The organism is Limosilactobacillus pontis (genome assembly GCF_002940945.1).
Taxonomy (GTDB): domain Bacteria; phylum Bacillota; class Bacilli; order Lactobacillales; family Lactobacillaceae; genus Limosilactobacillus; species Limosilactobacillus pontis_A.
This window is the reverse complement of the sequence record NZ_PNFV01000001.1, coordinates 277,984-299,424: the sequence shown is the minus strand read 5'-3', so window position 1 is coordinate 299,424 and position 21,441 is coordinate 277,984. Positions and strand designations below refer to the sequence as shown.

Here is a 21,441-nt window from a genome sequence, read left to right as displayed (position 1 = left end):
TTATTTGGAGATTGGGTAATTTAAGACGACGCATTTATTTTACCATACCGTTATGGATAAAAACAAATTGGCTGGACCAGGTAATTTCCTGGTCCGACCCAGAAGCGGTGATATAATTAGTGAAAAATGATGGAGGAATTAGGATGGAAAAATTACCGGTAATGCGTAAGGATAAACTTATCAAAAAGGTGCAGGATGGTCGCTATGTTCTCTTCTTTACTGCCGATTGGTGTCCAGATTGTCAGGCCATCAAGCCGGCGATGCCCGCCATTGAGCAGGAGTTTAGTGATGCACATTTCTTCCTGGTTGATCGGGATGAAAATATCGACCTGGCTGCCGACCTTAACATTTTTGGGATTCCAAGCTTTGTCGTCTACCAGGATGGGGTTGAAATTGGCCGCTTCGTCAGCAAAGATCGGAAAAGCAGGCAACAAGTGGAAGATTTTTTGCGCAATTTGAAGTAAAATAAGATGGCGGTACGGGACCGTCATCTTTTGATGATCCCAAATTCAAATTGGAAAGGAACATTCGATGTTAATTTCAAGTTACAACCCGAAGGAAATGAGCGACATCTTAGTCGTCATTACGGCCCCTGATGATGGCGATCAGACCAGCACGGTCAATGATGGGGTAGCCCAAATTACCAATACCAAGGGTCAACTGCTGGGCTATAATTTCCTGGCGGCCAGCACGATCCTGCCCGAACTAAAGAACCAAAATGGCCAAGTCTTCTTGAGTACGGACCAGGTGGCAAAACTCAATGCCAAGCTGACGGCGGCAGGCTTTACCCAGCAGCTGACAGCTGATACCACACCTAAGTTCGTTGTCGGCTATGTAGAGAAGCTGGAGGATCACCCAAAGTCAGATCACTTGAAGATTACCCAGACCCGGATCGGTAATGACCAGACTGTCCAGATTGTCTGTGGTTCACCAAATGTTAAGGCGGGGATCAAGGTTGTTGTGGCCCGCCCTGGTGCTATGATGCCGGATGGCAAGATTATCTGGCCTGGCGCCCTGATGGGGGTAGAGAGTGATGGTATGCTGTGCGGTTTCCGTGAACTGCACCTGAAGAATGCTCCAGATGAAAAGGGACTGTGGATCATCCCTGACGACTGGCAAGCAGTTGGCGAAGCGGTTGATTTTGACCGGGCTAACACATACTTTCCAGCAAAATAGTTAATTCTTGGTGAAAGCTATTGCCAAAATACTAGAATGCTATATTATTTATTGAGGGACTGGGGAACTGGCCCCTCAATAACTTTTAAATTAATTGCATAAAAGCTGAAAGGAAACTGGATTGATGGAAAAGCAAACATATTATTTTGTTGGAATCAAGGGAACCGGAATGGCCTCGCTGGCCCGGATCTTGCATGATAAGGGGAATACAGTGCTGGGATCCGATATCGAGAAGGAAACCTTCACCCAGGGGCCCCTACTGAAGGCGGGAATTAAGATCTTGCCGTTTGACCCGGCCAACATCAAGCCGGGAATGACGATCATCCAGGGAAACGCCTTTGACGATGACCACCCGGAGATCAAGCGGGCTCATGAGCTTGGTCTCAAGATCATGTCCTATCCGGCAGCGGTAGAAAATGAGGTAGCCAATCACACTAGCATCGGGATCGCTGGGGCGCACGGCAAGACCAGCACGACGGCTCTACTAGCCCATGTGTTGGATGCTGTGGAACCGACCAGCTACCTGATTGGTGACGGAGTTGGTAAAGGGGATGCCCAAGACCGCTTCTTCGTCTTTGAGGCTGACGAATATCGTGACCACTTCCTGGCCTACCACCCAGATTATGCCATTATGACCAATATTGACTTCGACCACCCAGACTACTTCAAGAATATTGACGATGTTCGCCAGTCCTTTGAAACTTACGGCCGGCAGGTTAAGAAAGCCATCTTTGCCTGGGGTGATGATGCTAACCTTCATAAACTTGATGTCGATGTGCCGATTTACTACTATGGGACTGGTGAAAATGATGATTTCCGGGCAGAGAATATTCAACGGACACCGGCTGGCTCAACCTACGATGCCTACTTCCGTGACCAGAAACTGGGCACTTTTACCATCCACCTCTATGGTGAACACAGCGTCTTAAACAGTCTGGCGGTTCTGGCAGTGGCCTACATGGAACACATCGACATGGCTGACATCAAGAAGGAGCTGGCCAATTTCACTGGTGTCAAGCGGCGCTTCAGCGAAACCGACGTGGCTGATGACAAGATGATCGATGATTATGCTCACCACCCAAGTGAAATCAAGGCAACGATTGACGCTGCCCGCCAGAAGTACCCGGATAAACAAGTTATTGCCGTCTTTCAGCCACATACTTATTCCCGGCTGGCTGCTTATATTGATGGCTTTGCCAGCTCACTCAGCCGGGCCGACAAAGTTTACGTCACTCCGATTTTCGGTTCCATTCGGGAAAATAAGGGGAACATCTCCAGTGCCGACCTGGAAGCCAAGATTCCAGGCAGCGAGGGGATCGACATGGATACGATGGATAAGCTGGCCCAGTATCACAATGCCGTGGTGATCTTCATGGGGGCCGGTGACATTGAGAAGTACGAAGATAAGTATAAAGAAATTCTTAATAAGTAAGATTAACGAATAAAATAGTAGTGATTGTAGCCGCCTTTGTGCTATGTTAAAGGTGTTTAGACTTTTCATAATTAAATAAGAAAGAGGGATTATCTGATGGATAACTTTTCTGGTGGTACTGGCCGGCGGGTTGTGACCGACGCCGCGGGCCTGAACCGTTTTCTGACCCGGATGTACGGGAACATGACCCTGGCTGTCCTCGTCTCAGCGCTGAGTGCCTATCTGACAATGACAGTCTTTCGTGCCCAGGTGATGAGCTTCTTTGGCCAACACCCGGCGATGGTCTGGATCATTCTGTTGCTACCAATTGCCTTGTCGATGGGGGTTAGCTTTAGTGCAACTCGCAATCCGGCTGGGGGATTTATCATGCTGATGCTGACGGCGATCATTTACGGGGTTGAATTTGCCCTGATTGCTGGTGTCTACACGGGGGCTGACATTGCGGCCGCCTTTGTTTCATCCGCCGCGGTCTTTGCTACGATGGCCATCTATGGGACGGTCACCAAGCGTGACTTGAGTCGGTTTGGTGCCCATGCCATGGCGGCTCTGGTGGCATTGATGATCGCCTGGATCGTTAACATGTTTCTGCACAGTCCAGCCATCACTTATATCTTCTCCTTTATCGCTGTTATCATCTTCGTTGTGCTGACAGCCTGGGATGCCCAGAAGATGAAGCAGATTTACATGAATTACAGCGATCAAAACACGCTGACCGGGTTGGCGATCGTGGGAGCCCTCCAACTCTACCTCGATTTCATCAACCTTTTCATCTCATTCCTGCAGATTTTTGGTATGAGCAATCGCGACTAAATAAGAAAGCCAAACTAGGATTCTTCCTGGTTTGGCTTTTATTTTTGTCCCTCAATTAACCACTTCTTGAGGTAGTAGGTGACGTTAATGATAAGGATGATCAGCACAGCCACCCAGATCGTCTTCATGTGCAGAAATGGTTGAACTTGTGCAGAAACAATCGCACCGAGGGTGAAGCTGACGACGATCGCGCTGTAATCTATGGCGGGCTGACGTTGGTGCTGATCGTGGTGGAAATAGTATTCACTCCAGGCAACCACCGACTTCTTGATGTTGCCGCTAGTGAAGACGTTGCTGTAGCCGAGTCCAGCAATCTTGCTGAAAGCGGCGTTTTGCATGGCAAGGCCAAACGAGATTGCTGGGACGCTGATGTAGGTCGGAAAGCTTGCTGGTAAGCCGCCGACGATAACACCAATGATCAGAATTGGAATTAGGCAGAAAACGCGCCAGTAATGGGTAATATGAGCATGAAAAATACTGACGACTGCTAACCCAATAATGAAGGCAATTAGTGAAGCGAGGCGATCGACCACGCCAAGCAGATTATGATTAGCCAAAGCAGCACTTAGAAAGACAATGTTTCCTGTTTGAGCCGCCGCTAGGGTGTGGTTGCACTGAATGTAGGTAAAGGCGTCAGTGAAGCCTCCGCAGAAGGTGAGGGCAACAGCGAATAGCCGCGCCTCAGCCAGGGGATGCTGGTCGATGAGGTTATGCATATGAATCAGTCCTTAATATAATAATCGCTATTTATTATATTCCAGATAAGACCGATCGGGAAATTAACCGTCACTGCTAATCTTTGGTACAATTATTTCTAGAAAAAGAAGGGCGGGAATTAAATGACAAAACAATTGCTATTGATTGATGGTAACAGCATCGTCTTCCGGGCGTTCTTTGCCATGCACAGTCAGATTGACAAGTTTACCAATAAGAATGGCCTGCACACGGCGGCTATTTATGGCTTTAAGTTGATGCTGGATCACGTGTTGGGCAACTTCCACCCGGATGCAGCCCTGGTAGCCTTTGACGCCGGCAAGGTGACCTTCCGTACCAAAATGTACAGTGACTACAAGGGTGGCCGGAACAAGACTCCCGAGGAACTGATCGAACAGCTGCCCTATGTGCGCCAGCTTGTCAAGGCAGCTGGCCTGCATAGTTACGAGCTTCCTAACTACGAGGCTGACGACATTATCGGTACCCTGGCCAAGGAGGCGGATGATGCTGGCTATACGACCCTGATCGTGACTGGGGACCGGGATCTGACCCAGCTGGCCAGCGATCATACCACGGTGGCGGTGACCCATAAGGGAGTTACTGAGACTGAACACTACACCCCGGCTCATGTCGAAGAGAAACTAGGCATCACCCCAGCTCAGATCATTGATATGAAGGCCTTGATGGGTGATAGTTCAGATAACTACCCGGGAGTCACCAAAATTGGCGAGAAGACCGCCTTGCGCCTGGTCAAGCAGTTTGGCTCTATTGAAGGCCTCTATGATCACATCGACGAACTCAAAAAGAGCAAGATGAAGGAGCACTTGGTCGAGGAAGAAGCAATTGCCCGTGAGTGCAAAACTCTGGCAACGATTCTACGTGACGCCCCAATCAAGGTTAGTTTAGCGGATCTTGCCTACCAGGGGGAGCAAACCGAGGAATTGATCGATTTCTACCAGCAGATGGATTTTAAGTCATTTTTGAAAAAGATGAATATTGACCCCGAAGACCGTGAATCGGCGATGGCCCCGATTGAATACACTGAGTTGACGGCCGAACAACTGGCCCAGCAGGTTGGCACGCTCCAAGGGCCGGTCAGCTTCTACCTGGAGATGCCCGAGGCTAATTACCACATGTCGCCATTTGCCGGTTTCGTGATCGGCGATGGCCATCACTGGCTAGTTAGCCGTGATGCTGAACTTTTAATGCAGGCGCCGCTCAAGGACCTGCTGGAGGACCCGTCGATAAAGAAAAATGTCTTCAATGCCAAGGGTCAGATCGTCGGCCTGCACCGGCTGGGGATTAGCCTGACCGGTGTTGACTTCGACCTGCTGTTGGCCTCTTACTTGCTCAACACTAACGATAATAGTAACGACTTGGGCAAGGTGGCTGGTGAACACGATTATCACAATGTTCAGACTGACGAGGAAGTTTATGGCAAAGGGGTCAAGCGGGCGGTGCCCGATGACAATGATATCTTTTTCACCCATCTAGCCAATAAAGCCCGGGCGATCATGGACCTTCGTCAGCCCCTCTACGATCAGCTCGAAGAGAACCAGCAGATGCCACTTTACACCGATATTGAGCTGCCGTTGACCCGGGTTCTGGCCGCAATGGAGATGACTGGCGTCCACGTTGATGCCCAGACCCTCAAAAATATGGGAAGCAAGCTCAAGGAGCGCCTGGCCGAGATTGAGAGTCAGATCTATACGGAGGCTGGTGAAGAGTTCAACATCAACTCCACCAAGCAACTCGGCCACATTCTTTTTGAGAAACTGAAGCTGCCGGTCATCAAGAAGACTAAGACCGGTTACTCCACCGCAGTCGACGTCCTTGAAAAGCTGGCTGACCAATCGCCAATTGTTGCCCAGATCTTGGAGTACCGGCAGATTGCCAAGCTTCAGTCGACCTATATTACGGGATTGCTTAAGGTGATCCACTCCAGTGACCAGAAGATTCACACCCGTTACTTGCAGACTCTTACCCAGACCGGGCGCCTATCTTCGGTTGACCCGAACCTGCAGAACATTCCGGTGCGCCTGCCAGAGGGGCGGCAGATCCGGCGAGCATTTGTACCGAGTCATGAGGGCTGGCAAATCTTCTCTTCAGATTATTCTCAAGTGGAACTGCGGGTATTAGCTCACATCACGGGAGACAAGAACCTTCAGGAGGACTTCAAAAATGGTGAGGACATCCACGCCAGCACGGCCCGGCGGATCTTCCACCTGCCAGCTGATGCCAAGATTGACCCGAACATGCGGCGGCGAGCCAAGGCGGTAAACTTCGGTATTGTTTACGGAATCAGTGATTACGGGCTGGCTCAGCGGATCCACGTCAGTCGTTCTCAGGCCCATGAGTTTATTCAGAACTACTTCCATGAGTTTCCGGGTGTTGAGAAGTACATTCATGATACGGTGGCCTATGCCAAGGAGCATGGCTACGTGGAGACAATCACCCACCGGCGGCGCTACCTGCCAGACATTAATGCGAAGAGCTTTAGCCGGCGGTCGTTTGCGGAACGAACAGCGATGAATACCCCAATTCAGGGGAGTGCGGCCGATATCATTAAGATTGCCATGATTCGGATGCAGCATGAGCTTGAGAAACGTCACCTTCAGGCTAAAATGCTTCTTCAGATCCATGACGAACTAGTCTTTGAGGCCCCCAAGGAAGAAATCCCGGTGTTGCAAAAACTGGTACCTAAGGTGATGGATTCGGCCGTTAAGCTGGATGTCCCGCTGAAGGTGGACAGTAAGTTCGGTGATACTTGGTATGATCTTAAGAAGTAAGGGAGTAGTTCAAATTGCCAGAATTACCAGAAGTGGAAACTGTCCGGCGCGGTTTACTGAAGATCGCTAAGGGACGTAAGATTAATGCTATTGATGTCTACTACGGTAAAACCATCACTAATGATGTCGAGGAGTTTCGCCAGGCCCTGATCGGCCAGACGATTGAGGATATTGACCGACGGGGCAAGTACCTGCTCTTTCGGTTCAGCAACAATTTAACAATGGTCTCCCACCTGCGTATGGAGGGGCAGTACTTTAGTCAGCCGGTCGGTGGGCCGATTGATAAGCACACCCATGTTGTCTTTCAGTTCACGGACGGCACTGAGCTCTGCTATCACGATACCCGCAAGTTCGGTCGGATGACTCTGGTGCAGACGGGAGATGAGATGCAAGTCGGTGGGCTCAAGACAATTGGGCCGGAGCCGACACCGGAAGCGTTTAAGTTGGACTTCTTTGCTACCGAACTCCGTAAGAGCCGGGGGAAGATCAAACCTTTCCTCCTCAACCAGCACCATGTCGCCGGCCTGGGGAACATTTACGCTGATGAGGTTCTCTGGATGAGCAAGATTAATCCGGAGCAACCTGCCAATACGTTGACCGACCAGCAGATCAAAGTTCTCCACGATAACATCATCGCGGAGCTGGTTCAGGCCATTAGGTACAAGGGGACGACGGTTCACACCTTCACTAACGCCTTTGGGGATGCAGGCGGCTTCCAAAATCGGCTTAATGCGTACGGCCACGGCGGCGACAGGTGTCCGCGCTGTGGAACCAAGATGGTCAAGATTAAGGTGGCCCAGCGCGGGACCACCTATTGTCCCCACTGCCAGCCGCTGCGGGAGGAGGAACAATGACAAGGATCATTGGTTTGACTGGTGGAATCGCCAGTGGTAAGTCGACCGTCAGCAACCTCCTACGCCAGGCAGGCCTGCCGATCGTCGATGCCGACCAGGTTGCCCGCCAGGTCCAGCGTCCCGGTTCAGTAGCCTTGGACAAGCTAGCGGCCATCTTTGGTCAAGGGGTTATTGCTCCTGATGGCAACCTGAATCGGCAACGGCTGGGACAGCTGGTATTTGCTGACCCAACTGCCCGTCACAAACTCGACCGGGTAATGCAGCCCCTGATTAGAGATGCCATTTGGCAAGCTGTCGCTAATTTTAAGCGGCAGGGGGTTGCCAACGTTGTCCTAGATGTACCGCTTCTGTTCGAAGAGGGGTATGACACGGACTGCGACATGGTCGTGGTTGTCTGGGTGAGTCCGATAACCGAGTTGTGTCGGTTGATGGCCCGCAACGGCTATTCAAAGGCGGCGGCCCAGGCCCGGATTGCTGCCCAGCTTCCTCTAAGTACGAAGATGGCCAGGGCGGATGTAGTAATTAATAACGATGGCAGCCTGGAGCAAACGCGCCGTCAGGTAGCCCAATTGGTTGAAGACCTGCAGGGCACGCGGTAAAATAAAGTACTACGTAACTATTCAAAAGGAGGGGAACGCTTTGCGATGCCCACACTGTCATAAAAATGGTTCACGGGTGGTAGATAGCCGTCCTAGTGAAGACGGTACCTTCATCCGACGTCGGCGTGAATGTGTCCACTGTGGATTCCGCTTTACCACCTTCGAGCGCTATGAGGAGACGCCACTGCTAGTCATTAAGAAGGATGGCACCCGGCAGGAATTCAGCCGACAGAAGATTCTAAACGGGATTGTCCGGTCCGCTGAGAAACGGCCGGTGAGCATGGAGCGCCTGACTAAGCTGACCGATAAGGTAGAGAAACAGGTACGGGGACTTGGAGAAAACGAGGTCTCCAGCCAGGTCATCGGCAAATTCGTGATGAACGAGCTGAAGGGTGTTGACGAGATTGCCTACATCCGCTTTGCCAGCGTCTACCGGCAGTTCAAGGATGTGGATGCCTTCATGAGCGAGTTGGAAACGATGGTCAAGGATGAACACAAGAAAAAGTAGGGGGTTAGAACGGTGACGATGAGGGCCAGTTTTGATCCGCAAGCGGGTTATTTAGTGACCGCCGCGGCCGACTTTATCAATTTCAGCGACCGGACTTTTACCGACTTCTACCAGCCAGTACTGGGGCCGGTAGCCTTCAGCCTCTTCTACGCCCTGCGTAGCCAGCTCATCGCCGCACCGACCCTTGCCGACCGTCGTCTGCAGTCGACACTGCTGGTTCAGGTCAATGCTGGTCAGAGTCAGCTAAGTGAGGGCCTGCGTCGTCTGGAGGGGATGGGGATTGTTTCAACCTACTTTCAGCACGATGCCCAGGGAGATCTTTATGTTTACGAGCTTCAGTCGACTTTAACCCCGGACAAATTCCTAAATGATAACCTGCTGAGCGTTCTCTTGCTGGAGGCAATCGGCGAGCAAGCTTTTGATCGCTTGGTTAAACGGGCTCACCGTTACCGGTTGACTAGTGATCGGGCCCACCTAAAAAACATTAGTCACCATTTCTTGGATACTTATCAAGTTGATCAGCGTGAACTGGTAAATGTGCCAGCGGTTGTTAAGAAGGCACAGGTAATAACTACTACCACACCAACGCATTCCCTAGTGGCCACTAGTACTGACTTTGACTGGAAAACCTTGCTGACCCTCTTGAAGAGTCAACCCGTGGCCCGTGATGATTTGGCAGCTCACCGAGAGCTGATTGAGGTTGAACACCAGCTTTACGGGATTGATGAGCCGACGATGGCCCGTCAGATTCAGGGGGCTTTGGACCTAGCAACCAATCACTTCGATGCCCAGAAGTTCAAGCGGCAGGTAGCCGCTAAGTACAAACGGGTAGCTGCCCCGACAGTAACGCCTAGAAAACAGATACCGACGGATGATAAGCAGCTGACCAACAAGGACCGCCAGTTGCTGAAGAGCACCGACAACTATGCCCCAGTAGCCTTTCTCCAGGCCCTAAAGGAGCAGACAGGCGGCTATGTTACTGCAGGCGAGCGCAACGTCCTGACCCGCTTGATCCAGGACGGCAGCCTGCCATCGTCTGTAATTAATGTTCTCTCTTGGTATGTGATTGCTGACCTCGGTAACGCTACTTTAAAGGGCAATTTTGTGGATGCAATTGCCAATGATTGGTTGCGGGCCGGGGTCCACGATGGGGCTAGTGCCTTGATTCAGCTGAAGAAGTTCAACCAGGATAGACAGCAAAGTCCGGTCAAGCGGTCTGCTGGAAAGCGTAGTTACCGACGAATGGAAGTTCGTGAGACGATGCCAGACTGGAGCAAACAGGATGAGGCTACCCGGACCAAGAAAGCTTCAGCGTCAGCCCTTGCCAAGGCTCGAGCTCGGCAAGCTAACAACCGGAAGGGGAGGTGATTGCTTTGGAATCACTAAACAAAACAATTCAGAAAATGATGCAGGGACGCAACGTCGCGGCCGACATGGACCAGTTGATGAAACAGGTATATCAAGATCCAGAGGTGCGGGATTTTCTAAACCAGCATCGTGACCAATTAAGTCAGGAGAATATCCGGCGGGGCCGATCGAAACTGTATGAGTTTTTCCATGAAAAGCAATTGATTAAGGCTGGTAAGGCGACGGTGGCCCCTGGCTACTCGCCTCAGTTGCAGCTAGTGGCTGGCCAAATTGATGTGACCTACGTACCGACCCAGCAGCTGATTGAGCGTCGCCACCAGGAATATCTCCGTCAGTTGGTCAACTCGATCAACATGCCGAAGTTCATCCGCCAAGCCACCCTGGATGATTATTACCTTGATGATCAGAACGGGACGGAAGGACGGGTACTGGCCTATAACGCCGTCAACGACTTCATCGACCACTATCAGCCGGATCACTTTCAGCCAGGACTCTATCTGACGGGGAGTTTTGGGGTGGGTAAGACTTACCTGCTAGCAGCAGCGGCCAATGAACTGGCCAAGCACGACGTTGCCACTACGATGGTTCATTTTCCAAGCTTTGCTGTTGAAATGAAGAATTCAATTCGTACCAATGAGGCTGGGACGAAGATCGATGCGGTCAAAAAGGCACCAGTGCTGATGCTGGATGACATTGGTGCTGACGCCATGTCGACCTGGGTTCGTGATGACGTCCTCGGTGTGATTCTTGAGTATCGGATGCAGGAAGAATTGCCAACCTTTTTCAGCTCCAACTTCTCGATGGATCAGCTTGAGAAGCAGCATCTGGCGATCAACAACCAAGGGGTCGTGGAGCCGGTTAAAGCGGCCCGGATTATGGAGCGGATCAGGTTTCTCTCCCGAGAGATCACGATGAACGGAGAAAATCTGCGGAAGAAGGGATAATCCCTTGACATTTAGTCTATAGTTTTGTAGTCTAGTAAACGTTGAAAGAAAAAGCAGAAGCACCCGCTTCTCGCCTGGGCGATAAGGATCGTCGGGCTGACGAGATGAAATTGAGCAGACGAACGAGGTCTGCTCCTGTTTAGCGGGGTGCAGTTTGCATCCCGCTTTTTTTGCTTGATCTTTCGCTAATAAAATTGGAGGTGCGTTGCCATAGCACAAGATATGATTGTCAATAACGGTATTCGTGCACGGGAAGTGCGGCTGATTGATCAAAACGGTGAACAGTTAGGGATCAAGTCGAAGCGTGAAGCACTTCAATTGGCAGAAGATGCCAACCTTGATTTGGTGTTAGTTGCACCAAAGGCCCGGCCAGCTGTTGCCCGCATTATGGATTACGGTAAGTACCGTTTCGAGATGCAAAAGAAAGAGCGTGAAGCTCGTAAGAAACAAAAGACAGTAACCGTTAAGGAAATTCGTCTGAGTCCATCGATTGATACGAACGACTTCAATGTTAAGCTGAAGCGGGTTCGTAAGTTCATCGAAAAGGGCGATAAGGTTCGGGTTTCGTTGCGTTTCCGTGGCCGTGCCATTACACACAAGGATATCGGTCGTGACATGATTGAACGGATGGCTGAAGAAACTTCAGACATTGCTACTGTTGTCCAACGTCCAAAGATGGAGGGACGGAGCATCTTCTTGACGCTCGCCCCAGCTGCTGATAAAGCGAAAAAATAATTTAAGAAGGTAGGAATAAGTTATGCCAAAGATGAAGACTAACCGCGCTGCTGCAAAGCGTTTCAAGCGTACCGCTAATGGTGGATTCAAGAGTGGTAACTCATTTACCAGTCACCGTTTCCACGGTAAGACCAAGAAGCAACGTCGTCAATTACGTGGCTTGAGCATGATGGACAAGTCCAACGTAAAGCGTTACAAGAAGTTACTGCCATTCAAGTAAACTTCAATTGACTAAATAAATATATACGTAGGAGGATTTCAACATGCGAGTTAAAGGTGGAACTGTTACGCGCGCACGTCGCAAGCGCATCATGAAGTTGGCAAAGGGTTACCGGGGTTCAAAGCACCGTCTGTTCAAGACTGCTAAGGACCAGGTAATGAAGAGTTACGTTTACGCTTTCCGTGATCGGAAGGTTAACAAGCGTAAGTTCCGTGAACTCTGGATTGCCCGGATCAACGCAGCTGCTCGGATTAACAACATCAGCTACAGCAAGTTGATGCACGGTCTGAAACTGGCTAACATCGACATCAACCGGAAGATGTTGGCTGACCTGGCTGTTAACGACCCAAAGGCATTCACGGCCATCGTTGATGAAGCCAAGAAGGCCCTCAACTAAGATTGAAAACTTGAGCCACCCATCCCTTTGATTCGATGGGTGGCTTTTTTGATCGGACGGGTGGCGTTAGATCAATTGAAACCCGTTTGAACAATCGCTATAATTAATTTAATACTGCATAACGAGGTGTAATCTTGTTAGAAAAATTTAAGCCAACCTGGATGGTGAGAAACATCTACCAGGTTTCACCACAGCAACTCCAAGCCAGGGGGATCCGGGCCGTTTTCTCCGACTTAGACAATACCCTGATTGCCTGGAATAACCCTGATGGGACACCTGCACTGCGCCAGTGGATGGCCGAACTCCACGCAGCCGGTATCCCCCTGATTGTGATTTCCAACAATAGCAAGCAGCGGGTGGCTCGGGCGACGGCTAGCTTAAAACTGCCATTTATTTCTCGGGCGCTGAAGCCGCTGAGCTTTGGTATCACCCGGGCCCGGCGTAAACTGGGATTGAAACGTCACGAGGTGGTGATGGTCGGTGACCAGTTGATGACCGACGTGATCGCGGCTAACCGAGCCGGGGTTTACAGTATCCTGGTCCAGCCCCTGATCAGTACGGATAAGTGGGTCACCTGGCCTAACCGTTTCATGGACAACCTGGTGGAAAAACGGCTGAAGCAGAAATATCCAGAAATGCAATGGCAGGAGGGATTGACAAAAGATGAGTGAACAAGACGATCAACTACGGTGTATCGGTTGTGGTGCGGTTATCCAATCGACCGACCGAACTGCTCCGGGTTACACCCCTAAGTCAGCAATTGAGAAGGGGTTAGCCACCAATGAACTATACTGTCAGCGCTGTTTTCGTTTGCGCCACTACAACGAAATCGCGCCGGTTTCCTTGTCTGACGATGACTTCTTGAAGTTGCTGAGCCAGATTGGGCAGGCCAAGGCCCTGATAGTCTACGTGGTCGATATCTTTGACTTCAATGGCAGCCTGATTCCGGGTCTCCACCGCTTCGTTGGCGACAATCCGATCCTGCTGGTCGGAAACAAGGAAGATCTTCTTCCGCACTCATTACGCCGCCCTAAGTTGCGTGACTGGATTCGTCAGCAGGCTAACCAGGCTGGGTTGCGGCCAATTGACACTGTTCTGGTATCGGCCAAAAAGAATCACCAGATTGACGCCCTCCTGGATACGATTGAGAAGTACCGGGGCGACCGGGATGTTTATGTGGTCGGCGTCACCAACGTTGGTAAGTCGACTCTGATTAACCAGATCATTAAACTGCGAACCGGGGTCCAAGATTTGATCACCACCTCCCGCTTTCCAGGTACGACCCTGGATGAGATCGAGATCCCATTGGACGATGGTCACCGCCTAATCGATACTCCAGGGATCATTCATTCCCATCAGATGGCCCATGTTTTGTCGCCTAAGGCATTAAAACTGGTTGCCCCACAAAAGGAGATCAAGCCGCGAACCTACCAATTGAATCCGGAACAGACCCTGTTCTTGGGGGGGATCGCCCGTTTCGACTACCTGAAGGGGGAGCGGGCCGGATTAGTGGCCTACTTTGACAATAACCTGACGATCCACCGAACCAAGCTGAGCAACGCAGACAGCTTCTATGAGCGACACGTCGGTGAGCTTCTGACGCCGCCGTCAAAGGCTGACCTGGCCGCCTTCCCGCCGTTGGAACGCGAGGAGTTTCGGGTTCACGCAAAGAGTGATATTGTCTTTGAAGGACTGGGATGGATTACTGTTCCAGCTGGAACCACTGTTGCTGCCTGGGTACCGAAGGGCGTGGCGGCCCTGGTTCGTCGTGCGATGATTTAATTAAGTGAGGTTTAATAATGCAATTACGAGGAAAACAAAAACGTTTCTTACGAGCCCAGGCTAACCACCTGCAGCCGATTTTTGCTGTGGGGAAGGAGGGCCTGACCGACCAGTGGCTGGCCCAGCTAGATGGCGCTCTAGACCGTCGTGAACTGATCAAGGTCAACATCCTGCAAAACGCGGATGTTACCACCGCTGAGCTAAAGGCCTTTATCGAACAGAATACGGATATTCAAGTGGTCCAATCGATTGGTCGTGTGTTGGTCCTATTTAAGGTTTCGGCTAATAAGGACCTGCGTGACCTGTCTGATCGAGTAGCACGAATCTAAGGAAGTGTGATTATGCAGCGCTGTCGAGTATTTGCCAGTCCCCAGACCCGTGTACAGCCAGCGCCCGTCACGACGGATCGTCGTCATCGGGTGGGGATATACGGCGGAACATTTAATCCGATCCACAATGCTCATCTTCTGGTGGCTGACCAGGTGGGTCATTCCTTGTCTCTGGATCGGGTAGACTTTATGCCAGATGCAATGCCGCCCCACGTCGATAAGAAGACGGCAATTGCTGCTGACCTGCGCTTAGCGATGATCAAGCTGGCTATCCATGATAACCCATTGCTGGGGATCGAGGAGAGCGAGCTTCACCGGGGCGGGGTCAGCTACACTTACGATACAATGAAACAGCTGGTTGAGCAGCACCCGACCACTGACTACTACTTCATCATCGGTGGTGACATGGTGGACTACCTTCCTAAATGGTATCGGATCGCTGACCTGGTTCGCCTGCCGCGCTTCCATTTTGTTGGGGTCCGGCGGCCGGGAGCTAAGAATGAAGCAGCCTACCCGGTGATCTGGGTGGACGTGCCGTTGATCGGTATTAGTTCGACGGATATCCGGCGCCGAATTAATCAGGGACTATCGATTAGGTACATGGTCCCCGATGCGGTAGCTACATTTATAAAGGAGCATCACTTGTATCATGAATAAGGAAACAATTGAGTATACCCACCACTATGTTCCACTGACCCGGGACCAGCTGGTTGACCGCCTGCAGGCTGCCTTAAAGCCTAAGCGCTTCCACCACGTTCTGCGGGTTGAACAGACGGCGATCGCCCTGGCCAAGCAAAACGGGGTCAATGTTGAAAAGGCCAGCATTGCAGGACTCTGCCATGACTATGCCAAGCAGCGGCCCGATCAGGACTTCATTGATGAAATTCACGCTAAAGGATTGTCTGCTGATCTGTTAAACTATGGTAATGCTATCTGGCATGGTATCGTAGGCGCGGAACTGATCAAAGACGAGCTGGGCATCTGGGATGAGGACATCCTGAATGCAGTCCGCCACCACACTACTGGCGCGGCCAAGATGACCAAGTTGGAGCAGGTGGTCTACATGGCTGACTATATTGAACCGGCCCGCGACTTTGACGGGGTGGAGCAGGCACGCCTGATTACAGCCCAGGACCTCGGGGCCGGAGTGGCCTACCAGACCAAGCACACCCTGGCATATTTGATTGAAAACGAGAAACCAGTGTACCCCAAGACGATTGAGACTTATAACGCCTGGGTACCGGCTTATGAAGGGAAGATTAACTAGATGGAAAGCAAACAATTATTAGAGATGATTGTCAAGGCCGCCGATGGTCGGCGGGCCGAGGACATCGTTGCACTGAAAGTTGATGAGATCAGTCCGATGGCAGACTACTTTGTCATTATGACTGGCGGTTCCGATCGGCAGGTTCAAGCGATTGCCAATGCAATTATTGAGAAGGCCCATGAGAATCAGGTCAACATTGGTAGTGTCGAGGGGAAGAACCATGCCAAGTGGGTCCTGATTGACCTGGGCGATGTGGTGGTTCACATCTTCAGAGAAGAGACCCGCAGCTTTTATAATTTGGAAAAGCTTTGGTCTGATGCTCCACTGGTCAATGTTGACGAATGGGTTAACGACTGATGATCTATCACACCTTTGCCCAGCTATACGACCAGCTCTTTGACGACGAACTCTACCGGAAGTGGGCGGCTTACACTCTGGCTAATGGTGGCCGCAATGCCCAGCAGATTCTCGACCTGGCCGGTGGTGCCGGTCGGCTAGCTGTCTTGCTGGCTCAGCGGGGGCAGGATGTGACGGTGGCCGACTTCTCGACCGATATGTTGAGCTTGGCCAGCCAGCACGCAACCGCGGCCGGAGTTTCGCTGACCTTGGTTGCGGCGGACATGCGCGACCTATCTGCCTTGCCGCAGTATGATCTGGTGACCTGCTTTGCTGACTCGCTATGCTACCTAGCAAATATTGATGATATTGAAACAACTTTCCGGCAGGTAGCGGCACACCTTCAGGATGACGGCCGTTTTCTCTTTGACATGATTACCCCCTACCAAACCGACGTTATCTACCCGGGATACATGTACAACTACGAAGATGATGATCACCAGCAGGCCTTTCTCTGGCGTAGTTACCAGGATGATGACGTTCCCCATGGGGTGATTCATGACCTGACCTTCTTTAATCGGCTGTCGGATGGGCACTACGAGCGGATTAGTGAGACCCACTTTGAGCGCAGTTATTCGCTTGAAACCATTACAGCGGCCCTGAAGCATTCCGGCTTCACCGACGTGATGGTGCGTGCTGATTTTGGTGCGTCGTCCCCTGATGAGCGGACGACGCGCTGGTTTTTCTCCTGTCGAAGGTAGGTGATTAGTTATGCAGGCAGTTGGAATGGTAGTTGAGTATAATCCCTTTCATAACGGTCACCGTTACTTCCTTCGTCAGGCTCGGGAAAAGACTGGAGCTGACGTAGCAGTTGCGGTGATGAGCGGAAACTTTACCCAGCGGGGGGAGCCGACGATCGTCGACAAGTGGACCCGGGCCCAAGCTGCCTTAGCAAATGGGGTCGACCTGGTGGTAGAACTACCGGTCTTTTATGCCGTCCAGCCGGCCCATCGGTTTGCGGCAGGGGCCCTGGCAATCCTAAATGCCCTCCAGATCCATCAGGTGGCCTTTGGGGCTGAACATCCGGATTGGGACTTTGCGGCCTTAGTGGCAGCTGAACAACACTTTAACCGGGCTGAGTTTGACCAGTACAACGCCACCTATGCCACCCAGTTCAACCAGCAACTCCGGCTTCAAACGGGGATCGAATTGCGTGATCCTAATGATATTCTGGCCTTTGCCTATACTAAGGCGGTATTGGCAAACAACTACCCGATTCAGCTGATCCCGGTTCAGCGGCGGGGGAGCGGCTACCATGATCAGGAGATTCATGGTCAAATTGCCAGTGCCAGTGCGGTTCGTCAGGCAGTGATTAACAGCGAAGATTTTACCACGACGGTACCACCGGCGATGCAAACCGCCCTGGCAAGGGTTGACCGGGTTCCCAGTTGGGACAGCCTCTACCCGCTGCTGCGTAATCAGCTGATTCAATCGCCGCTGAACTATTTGGCGACGACCTACCAGATGGCGGAGGGCCTCGAACACCGGATGAAAGAGGTTGCTCAGCGGTCATTGACTTTTGATAGCTTCATCCATGGGGTGAAGACCAAGCGTTATACTTACGCGCACCTGCTGCGGATGTGCCTGTACACGACTCTGCAGTTACACGAGGATGAAGTGGCGGACCGGGTTGGCCAGCCTTACATCCATATTCTGGGCTTTACAAAGCGTGGACAGGAGTATCTTCATCAGGTTAAGAAGAAGGTGCCAGTGCCGCTCTTTACTAAGATTAGTCAGGGGATGCGTGATAGCTTCTACAACCTTGATTACCGCGCTGGCAAGCTTTATCAGAATTTCACTCCGGTTGAACAGGATCTTAAACATCCGCCGCTCATGATCCATTGAGGGCCCCACAAGCTGTCAAGGAAAAAACATTGACAAGTAAATGTGGGCCTAGTATAATTGCATACGTTGCATTAGGAGGTTAGTACGATGAAATGGTCGTTAGCTGAGTTACATCGTTACCAAAATGAACCACTTCATATTCAAAGTACTTTTGATCTGAACGCATCATTGACTAAACTATTCCCGGATATTATCCTGGCCGTTGCTCCGGTCAAGGTTGACGGGTATGTATCCTATGACGATGGGGACGCCACCATCAGTGCGCACGTGATGACGACATTGACGGTACCCTCCAGTCGTTCATTGACGCCCGTTCAGTTACCACTTGACTTTGACTTTACGGAGACGTATATTGATGATCGTTCCCACTTTTCCCGATACGAGGATGACGAGGTTGTCTTCTTGTTGAAGCGGGGTGAGACGATTGATTTCGATACCGCGTTAGCCGAAAATATTGTCGAGCAGGTACCGTTACGAGTGCTTTCTGCCGATGAAAAGGCTGGCAAGCCCATGCCTACTGGCAAGGGCTGGAACGTCATCTCTGAGGATGATTATGCCGCTAGCAAGCAGAAAGATAAGAAAGTTGATCCACGTTTCGCGAAACTCCAAAAATTATTTCCTGATCAGGATGATAAAAAGTAGCGGACGGTTAAAAACCATTTGTGGATAATATTAATCCTAGGAGGTGTCAAACATGGCTGTTCCAGCACGGAAGACTTCAAAGACTAAGAAGCGTATGCGTCGGGGTCACATCAAGTTGAATGTCCCTGGCTTAACTCCTTGCCCAAACTGTGGTGAACTTCGCAAGTCCCACATGGTATGCCCTAACTGCGGCTACTACAACGGCAAGCAGGTTGTTAACACTAACAACTAATTTAATCAAAAGATCACTCTTTAGGCGCCGGACCTGGGGTGATCTTTTATTTTTAAGAATTTTTAATAATTAGGCGCTGGCCCGTCTCCTGGATAGACTTTTCTTAATTTAATGACAAGAATACTAGGGTTTATTAGAGAACTGTGATAAAATTATTTTGTTTTATTAATATGGTCGTTATTAAATTGATTGTTAGTAGGTGAAATTAATGAGTCGAATCTTAATTATTGAAGATGAAGAAAATTTGGCAAAGTTTGTGGACATGGAGCTGAAGCACGAGGGTTATGATACCGACGTGGAGCTTGATGGTCGGGCTGGATTGGAGGCCGCCCTCAATCAGGACTTCGACGTTATTCTTCTTGACCTGATGCTGCCTGAACTGAACGGAATTGAGGTGGCACGGCGGGTCCGGGAGCTCAAGGATACGCCAATTATCATTATGACAGCTCGGGACTCCGTAATTGATCGGGTTTCTGGCTTAGACCACGGGGCCGATGATTACATTGTCAAACCGTTTGCTATTGAAGAGCTGCTGGCCCGGGTTCGGGCGCTGTTGCGGCGGATCAGCATCGAGGACGGGAACAATAAGGAACATCAAACCACCGTCAACTACAAGGATCTGACGATTGAAAAAGAGAACCGAGTCGTTCGGCGTGGCGACGAAGTGATCAATCTGACCAAACGGGAGTACGAGTTGCTCTTAATCTTGATGGAAAACATCAATGTGGTCATGTCGCGTAAGGAGCTGCTTTCCAAGGTCTGGGGCTACGACTCCAAGGTTGAGACCAATGTGGTCGACGTCTACATCCGTTATCTGCGCAACAAGATTGACCGGCCTGGGGAGAAGAGTTACATCCAGACCGTGCGGGGTACCGGTTACGTAATTCGTTCGTAAGGTTCGTGGTTAATTATGAAGGAAAAAACAAGCAACCGCCGTTTTATTTCCTTAAAGCTTAAGTGGGCCTTCGGGACGGCCGTGGGCTCTTTGATCATCTTTTTCATTGTTGCCATGGCGATGTTCAGTTCATTTACTCAGAGCCTCTTCAATCAGGAGCGCTCCCTGCTTAATCAGGGGATGACTAACATCAGTCGTCAACTGGGACGGATTAACCAGCCGCTAACGAAGAAGAATGTCAATACCGTGATCGATCCCAACAACGGGCGGTCAATGACTGGGAGTCAGTACCAGCGGCCGATTATTCAGGAGCTCAGTGATGGCCACCTGATCGTCAACATTTACGACCATCAGCAGCGGCCAATCCTGAGCACCGGAAAGAGTGTCGTTAAGCCGACCTTCACCAAGTATCGCCAGGTACGCATGGTCAAGGGACCATCCCACAAGGTGATCGTCGGTCAGGAGCCGATCTACGCCCAGCATGGTCACCGGCTGCTTGGTTATCTTCAGATGGAAAACAAGCTGAATGCCTACTATCGGAACTATAACCAGTTGCGCTTGGTGGTGACTCTGGCAATGTGTCTAGTCATCTTAGCCAGCGGGTTGCTTGGCTACTTTTTGTCCCTGCTGTTTTTACGGCCACTTGGTGAGATTCACGACACTGTTAAGGTCATCAGCAAGGACCCAACTAAGAATGTCCGGGTTCCTGTGCCTAACCACAATGATGAATTGGCCGAGCTGACCACGATGTTCAACGAGATGCTGGATCGGATGCAGCGCTATATCGATCAGCAGTCCCAGTTCGTCAGTGACGTCAGCCACGAGTTGCGGACACCGATTGCCATTATCCAGGGTCACCTGGATATGTTGGAACGGTGGGGGAAGGACGACCGTGAAGTCCTGGACGACTCGATCAAGGCCTCTTTGATTGAGATAAAGCGGATGAAGAACCTGGTCCAGGAGATGCTGGATCTCAGCCGGGCCGAACAGGTTGAGATTAATTTTCGCAACCAACGGACAGTAGTTAATGACGTGGTCCACCAGGTCTTCAATAACTTTAAGATGCTCTACCCGGACTTCAACTTCATCCTTGATGATGACCTGGATGAGCCGATTACAGCCAACATCTACCGGGATCACCTTGAACAGGTCTTGGTGATCCTCTGTGACAACGCCATCAAGTACTCGACGGCGCGTAAAGAGGTCCACATCTCCCTGTCCCGTGGAATGAACACGGTGGAGATTGGTATTCAGGATTTCGGTGAGGGAATCCCAGCTGAAGACGTCGACAAGGTCTTTGACCGCTTTTACCGGGTAGACAAGGCCCGGAGCCGGAAGAAAGGCGGCAATGGGTTGGGATTGTCAATCGCCAAGCGTCTGATTGAGGGATATCATGGTTCTATCACTTTGGAGAGTTCCCTGGGAGCTGGTTCACTATTTCGAATCATATTGCCAATTGTTGAGGATCCGGAAGCGCTTTAATATTATGAGATTTTAAAAAGAGTCG

The 21,441-nt window shown here is 50.9% G+C and carries 26 protein-coding genes and 1 other annotated feature; of the genes, 25 read left to right on the top strand and 1 reads right to left on the bottom strand.

Annotated elements, in window-relative coordinates; all coding sequences use genetic code 11:
- The first annotated feature begins 143 nt into the window (after positions 1-143).
- The 4 genes from CK797_RS01460 (at position 144) to CK797_RS01445 (ending at position 3,418) form a co-directional block, all read left to right on the top strand.
- Entirely contained in the window at positions 144-464 is a 321-nt protein-coding gene (locus CK797_RS01460) for a thioredoxin family protein (RefSeq protein WP_104688042.1), read from the top strand.
- Positions 465-531: 67 nt separating this feature from the next.
- The gene (gene ytpR / locus CK797_RS01455) at positions 532-1,176 is read left to right on the top strand and encodes a YtpR family tRNA-binding protein (protein WP_104688041.1); all 645 of its coding nucleotides are present in this window, start codon (positions 532-534) and stop codon (positions 1,174-1,176) included.
- A 124-nt stretch (positions 1,177-1,300) separates the two neighbouring features.
- Entirely contained in the window at positions 1,301-2,608 is a 1,308-nt protein-coding gene (murC, locus tag CK797_RS01450) for a UDP-N-acetylmuramate--L-alanine ligase (RefSeq protein WP_104688040.1), read from the top strand.
- 96 nt (positions 2,609-2,704) lie between these two features.
- Positions 2,705-3,418, top strand: coding sequence for a Bax inhibitor-1 family protein (locus CK797_RS01445; RefSeq protein WP_104688039.1), 714 nt, complete (start codon positions 2,705-2,707; stop codon positions 3,416-3,418).
- Between the two features lie 38 nt (positions 3,419-3,456).
- Here CK797_RS01445 and CK797_RS01440 read toward each other — a convergent pair whose 3' ends face one another.
- Positions 3,457-4,134 (bottom strand): YoaK family protein, encoded by a 678-nt coding sequence (locus CK797_RS01440; RefSeq protein WP_104688038.1) that lies wholly within the window; start codon positions 4,132-4,134, stop codon positions 3,457-3,459.
- A 123-nt stretch (positions 4,135-4,257) separates the two neighbouring features.
- Between CK797_RS01440 and polA the strand changes: the two genes are divergently transcribed.
- The 21 genes from polA to CK797_RS01335 all read left to right on the top strand — a co-directional run bounded on the left by polA (position 4,258) and on the right by CK797_RS01335 (position 21,416).
- On the top strand, positions 4,258-6,921 hold the full coding sequence (gene polA, locus CK797_RS01435) for a DNA polymerase I (protein WP_104688037.1): 2,664 nt from the start codon (positions 4,258-4,260) through the stop codon (positions 6,919-6,921).
- A gap of 14 nt (positions 6,922-6,935) precedes the next feature.
- Positions 6,936-7,775, top strand: a complete 840-nt coding sequence (mutM, locus tag CK797_RS01430; protein ID WP_104688036.1) for a DNA-formamidopyrimidine glycosylase — start codon at positions 6,936-6,938, stop codon at positions 7,773-7,775.
- A complete protein-coding gene (coaE, locus tag CK797_RS01425) occupies positions 7,772-8,374 on the top strand; it encodes a dephospho-CoA kinase (protein WP_104688035.1) in 603 nt (200 codons plus the stop codon). The genes mutM and coaE overlap by 4 nt, the downstream gene beginning before the upstream one ends.
- Before the next feature lie 40 nt (positions 8,375-8,414).
- Positions 8,415-8,882, top strand: a complete 468-nt coding sequence (nrdR, locus tag CK797_RS01420) for a transcriptional regulator NrdR (RefSeq protein WP_104688034.1) — start codon at positions 8,415-8,417, stop codon at positions 8,880-8,882.
- Between the two features lie 18 nt (positions 8,883-8,900).
- Positions 8,901-10,250, top strand: a complete 1,350-nt coding sequence (locus tag CK797_RS01415) for a DnaD domain protein (RefSeq protein WP_104688094.1) — start codon at positions 8,901-8,903, stop codon at positions 10,248-10,250.
- Positions 10,251-10,255: 5 nt separating this feature from the next.
- Entirely contained in the window at positions 10,256-11,194 is a 939-nt protein-coding gene (gene dnaI / locus CK797_RS01410) for a primosomal protein DnaI (protein WP_104688033.1), read from the top strand.
- A gap of 45 nt (positions 11,195-11,239) precedes the next feature.
- Positions 11,240-11,373: a sequence feature (ribosomal protein L20 leader region), on the top strand.
- 43 nt (positions 11,374-11,416) lie between these two features.
- Positions 11,417-11,929 carry a translation initiation factor IF-3 gene (gene infC / locus CK797_RS01405; protein ID WP_104688032.1) on the top strand — a complete coding sequence of 171 codons (513 nt, stop codon included), beginning with the start codon at positions 11,417-11,419 and terminating at the stop codon, positions 11,927-11,929.
- 22 nt (positions 11,930-11,951) lie between these two features.
- Complete coding sequence (gene rpmI / locus CK797_RS01400; protein WP_003715352.1) at positions 11,952-12,149, top strand: 50S ribosomal protein L35; 198 nt, start codon at positions 11,952-11,954, stop codon at positions 12,147-12,149.
- Positions 12,150-12,192: 43 nt separating this feature from the next.
- Positions 12,193-12,546, top strand: coding sequence for a 50S ribosomal protein L20 (gene rplT / locus CK797_RS01395; protein ID WP_057806726.1), 354 nt, complete (start codon positions 12,193-12,195; stop codon positions 12,544-12,546).
- A 134-nt stretch (positions 12,547-12,680) separates the two neighbouring features.
- Complete coding sequence (locus CK797_RS01390; RefSeq protein ID WP_104688031.1) at positions 12,681-13,217, top strand: YqeG family HAD IIIA-type phosphatase; 537 nt, start codon at positions 12,681-12,683, stop codon at positions 13,215-13,217.
- On the top strand, positions 13,210-14,328 hold the full coding sequence (gene yqeH / locus CK797_RS01385; protein ID WP_104688030.1) for a ribosome biogenesis GTPase YqeH: 1,119 nt from the start codon (positions 13,210-13,212) through the stop codon (positions 14,326-14,328). Before CK797_RS01390 ends, yqeH begins: the two co-directional genes overlap by 8 nt.
- A gap of 17 nt (positions 14,329-14,345) precedes the next feature.
- Positions 14,346-14,657, top strand: coding sequence for a ribosome assembly RNA-binding protein YhbY (gene yhbY, locus CK797_RS01380; protein WP_104688029.1), 312 nt, complete (start codon positions 14,346-14,348; stop codon positions 14,655-14,657).
- 12 nt (positions 14,658-14,669) lie between these two features.
- On the top strand, positions 14,670-15,314 hold the full coding sequence (locus CK797_RS01375) for a nicotinate-nucleotide adenylyltransferase (protein WP_104688028.1): 645 nt from the start codon (positions 14,670-14,672) through the stop codon (positions 15,312-15,314).
- Positions 15,307-15,924, top strand: coding sequence for a bis(5'-nucleosyl)-tetraphosphatase (symmetrical) YqeK (gene yqeK, locus CK797_RS01370; protein ID WP_104688027.1), 618 nt, complete (start codon positions 15,307-15,309; stop codon positions 15,922-15,924). The genes CK797_RS01375 and yqeK overlap by 8 nt, the downstream gene beginning before the upstream one ends.
- Positions 15,925-16,281: a ribosome silencing factor gene (rsfS, locus tag CK797_RS01365; RefSeq protein WP_104688026.1), complete on the top strand. Its 357-nt coding sequence runs from the start codon at positions 15,925-15,927 to the stop codon at positions 16,279-16,281.
- Entirely contained in the window at positions 16,281-17,021 is a 741-nt protein-coding gene (locus CK797_RS01360) for a class I SAM-dependent DNA methyltransferase (protein WP_104688025.1), read from the top strand. The genes rsfS and CK797_RS01360 overlap by 1 nt, the downstream gene beginning before the upstream one ends.
- A gap of 10 nt (positions 17,022-17,031) precedes the next feature.
- Positions 17,032-18,165 (top strand): nucleotidyltransferase, encoded by a 1,134-nt coding sequence (locus tag CK797_RS01355; RefSeq protein WP_104688024.1) that lies wholly within the window; start codon positions 17,032-17,034, stop codon positions 18,163-18,165.
- 87 nt (positions 18,166-18,252) lie between these two features.
- Positions 18,253-18,807 (top strand): YceD family protein, encoded by a 555-nt coding sequence (locus CK797_RS01350; RefSeq protein ID WP_104688023.1) that lies wholly within the window; start codon positions 18,253-18,255, stop codon positions 18,805-18,807.
- 52 nt (positions 18,808-18,859) lie between these two features.
- Positions 18,860-19,039: a 50S ribosomal protein L32 gene (gene rpmF / locus CK797_RS01345; protein ID WP_104688022.1), complete on the top strand. Its 180-nt coding sequence runs from the start codon at positions 18,860-18,862 to the stop codon at positions 19,037-19,039.
- Positions 19,040-19,247: 208 nt separating this feature from the next.
- Entirely contained in the window at positions 19,248-19,934 is a 687-nt protein-coding gene (locus CK797_RS01340; RefSeq protein WP_104688021.1) for a response regulator transcription factor, read from the top strand.
- Between the two features lie 15 nt (positions 19,935-19,949).
- Positions 19,950-21,416, top strand: a complete 1,467-nt coding sequence (locus CK797_RS01335; RefSeq protein WP_104688020.1) for a HAMP domain-containing histidine kinase — start codon at positions 19,950-19,952, stop codon at positions 21,414-21,416.
- Positions 21,417-21,441 lie beyond the last annotated feature (25 nt).

What these genes read in the sequence shown, in the direction of transcription:
- yqeK (WP_104688027.1), top strand. Translation starts at nt 15,307, where the DNA reads ATGAATAAGGAAACAATTGAGTATACCCACCACTATGTTCCACTGACC.
- rsfS (WP_104688026.1), top strand. Translation starts at nt 15,925, where the DNA reads ATGGAAAGCAAACAATTATTAGAGATGATTGTCAAGGCCGCCGATGGT.
- coaE (WP_104688035.1), top strand. Translation starts at nt 7,772, where the DNA reads ATGACAAGGATCATTGGTTTGACTGGTGGAATCGCCAGTGGTAAGTCG.
- CK797_RS01375 (WP_104688028.1), top strand. Translation starts at nt 14,670, where the DNA reads ATGCAGCGCTGTCGAGTATTTGCCAGTCCCCAGACCCGTGTACAGCCA.
- CK797_RS01460 (WP_104688042.1), top strand. Translation starts at nt 144, where the DNA reads ATGGAAAAATTACCGGTAATGCGTAAGGATAAACTTATCAAAAAGGTG.
- CK797_RS01335 (WP_104688020.1), top strand. Translation starts at nt 19,950, where the DNA reads ATGAAGGAAAAAACAAGCAACCGCCGTTTTATTTCCTTAAAGCTTAAG.
- CK797_RS01355 (WP_104688024.1), top strand. Translation starts at nt 17,032, where the DNA reads ATGCAGGCAGTTGGAATGGTAGTTGAGTATAATCCCTTTCATAACGGT.
- CK797_RS01360 (WP_104688025.1), top strand. Translation starts at nt 16,281, where the DNA reads ATGATCTATCACACCTTTGCCCAGCTATACGACCAGCTCTTTGACGAC.
- rpmI (WP_003715352.1), top strand. Translation starts at nt 11,952, where the DNA reads ATGCCAAAGATGAAGACTAACCGCGCTGCTGCAAAGCGTTTCAAGCGT.
- infC (WP_104688032.1), top strand. Translation starts at nt 11,417, where the DNA reads ATGATTGTCAATAACGGTATTCGTGCACGGGAAGTGCGGCTGATTGAT.
- polA (WP_104688037.1), top strand. Translation starts at nt 4,258, where the DNA reads ATGACAAAACAATTGCTATTGATTGATGGTAACAGCATCGTCTTCCGG.
- murC (WP_104688040.1), top strand. Translation starts at nt 1,301, where the DNA reads ATGGAAAAGCAAACATATTATTTTGTTGGAATCAAGGGAACCGGAATG.
- CK797_RS01340 (WP_104688021.1), top strand. Translation starts at nt 19,248, where the DNA reads ATGAGTCGAATCTTAATTATTGAAGATGAAGAAAATTTGGCAAAGTTT.
- CK797_RS01350 (WP_104688023.1), top strand. Translation starts at nt 18,253, where the DNA reads ATGAAATGGTCGTTAGCTGAGTTACATCGTTACCAAAATGAACCACTT.
- CK797_RS01415 (WP_104688094.1), top strand. Translation starts at nt 8,901, where the DNA reads ATGAGGGCCAGTTTTGATCCGCAAGCGGGTTATTTAGTGACCGCCGCG.
- rpmF (WP_104688022.1), top strand. Translation starts at nt 18,860, where the DNA reads ATGGCTGTTCCAGCACGGAAGACTTCAAAGACTAAGAAGCGTATGCGT.
- CK797_RS01440 (WP_104688038.1), bottom strand. Translation starts at nt 4,134, where the DNA reads ATGCATAACCTCATCGACCAGCATCCCCTGGCTGAGGCGCGGCTATTC.
- ytpR (WP_104688041.1), top strand. Translation starts at nt 532, where the DNA reads ATGTTAATTTCAAGTTACAACCCGAAGGAAATGAGCGACATCTTAGTC.
- yhbY (WP_104688029.1), top strand. Translation starts at nt 14,346, where the DNA reads ATGCAATTACGAGGAAAACAAAAACGTTTCTTACGAGCCCAGGCTAAC.
- rplT (WP_057806726.1), top strand. Translation starts at nt 12,193, where the DNA reads ATGCGAGTTAAAGGTGGAACTGTTACGCGCGCACGTCGCAAGCGCATC.
- yqeH (WP_104688030.1), top strand. Translation starts at nt 13,210, where the DNA reads ATGAGTGAACAAGACGATCAACTACGGTGTATCGGTTGTGGTGCGGTT.
- CK797_RS01445 (WP_104688039.1), top strand. Translation starts at nt 2,705, where the DNA reads ATGGATAACTTTTCTGGTGGTACTGGCCGGCGGGTTGTGACCGACGCC.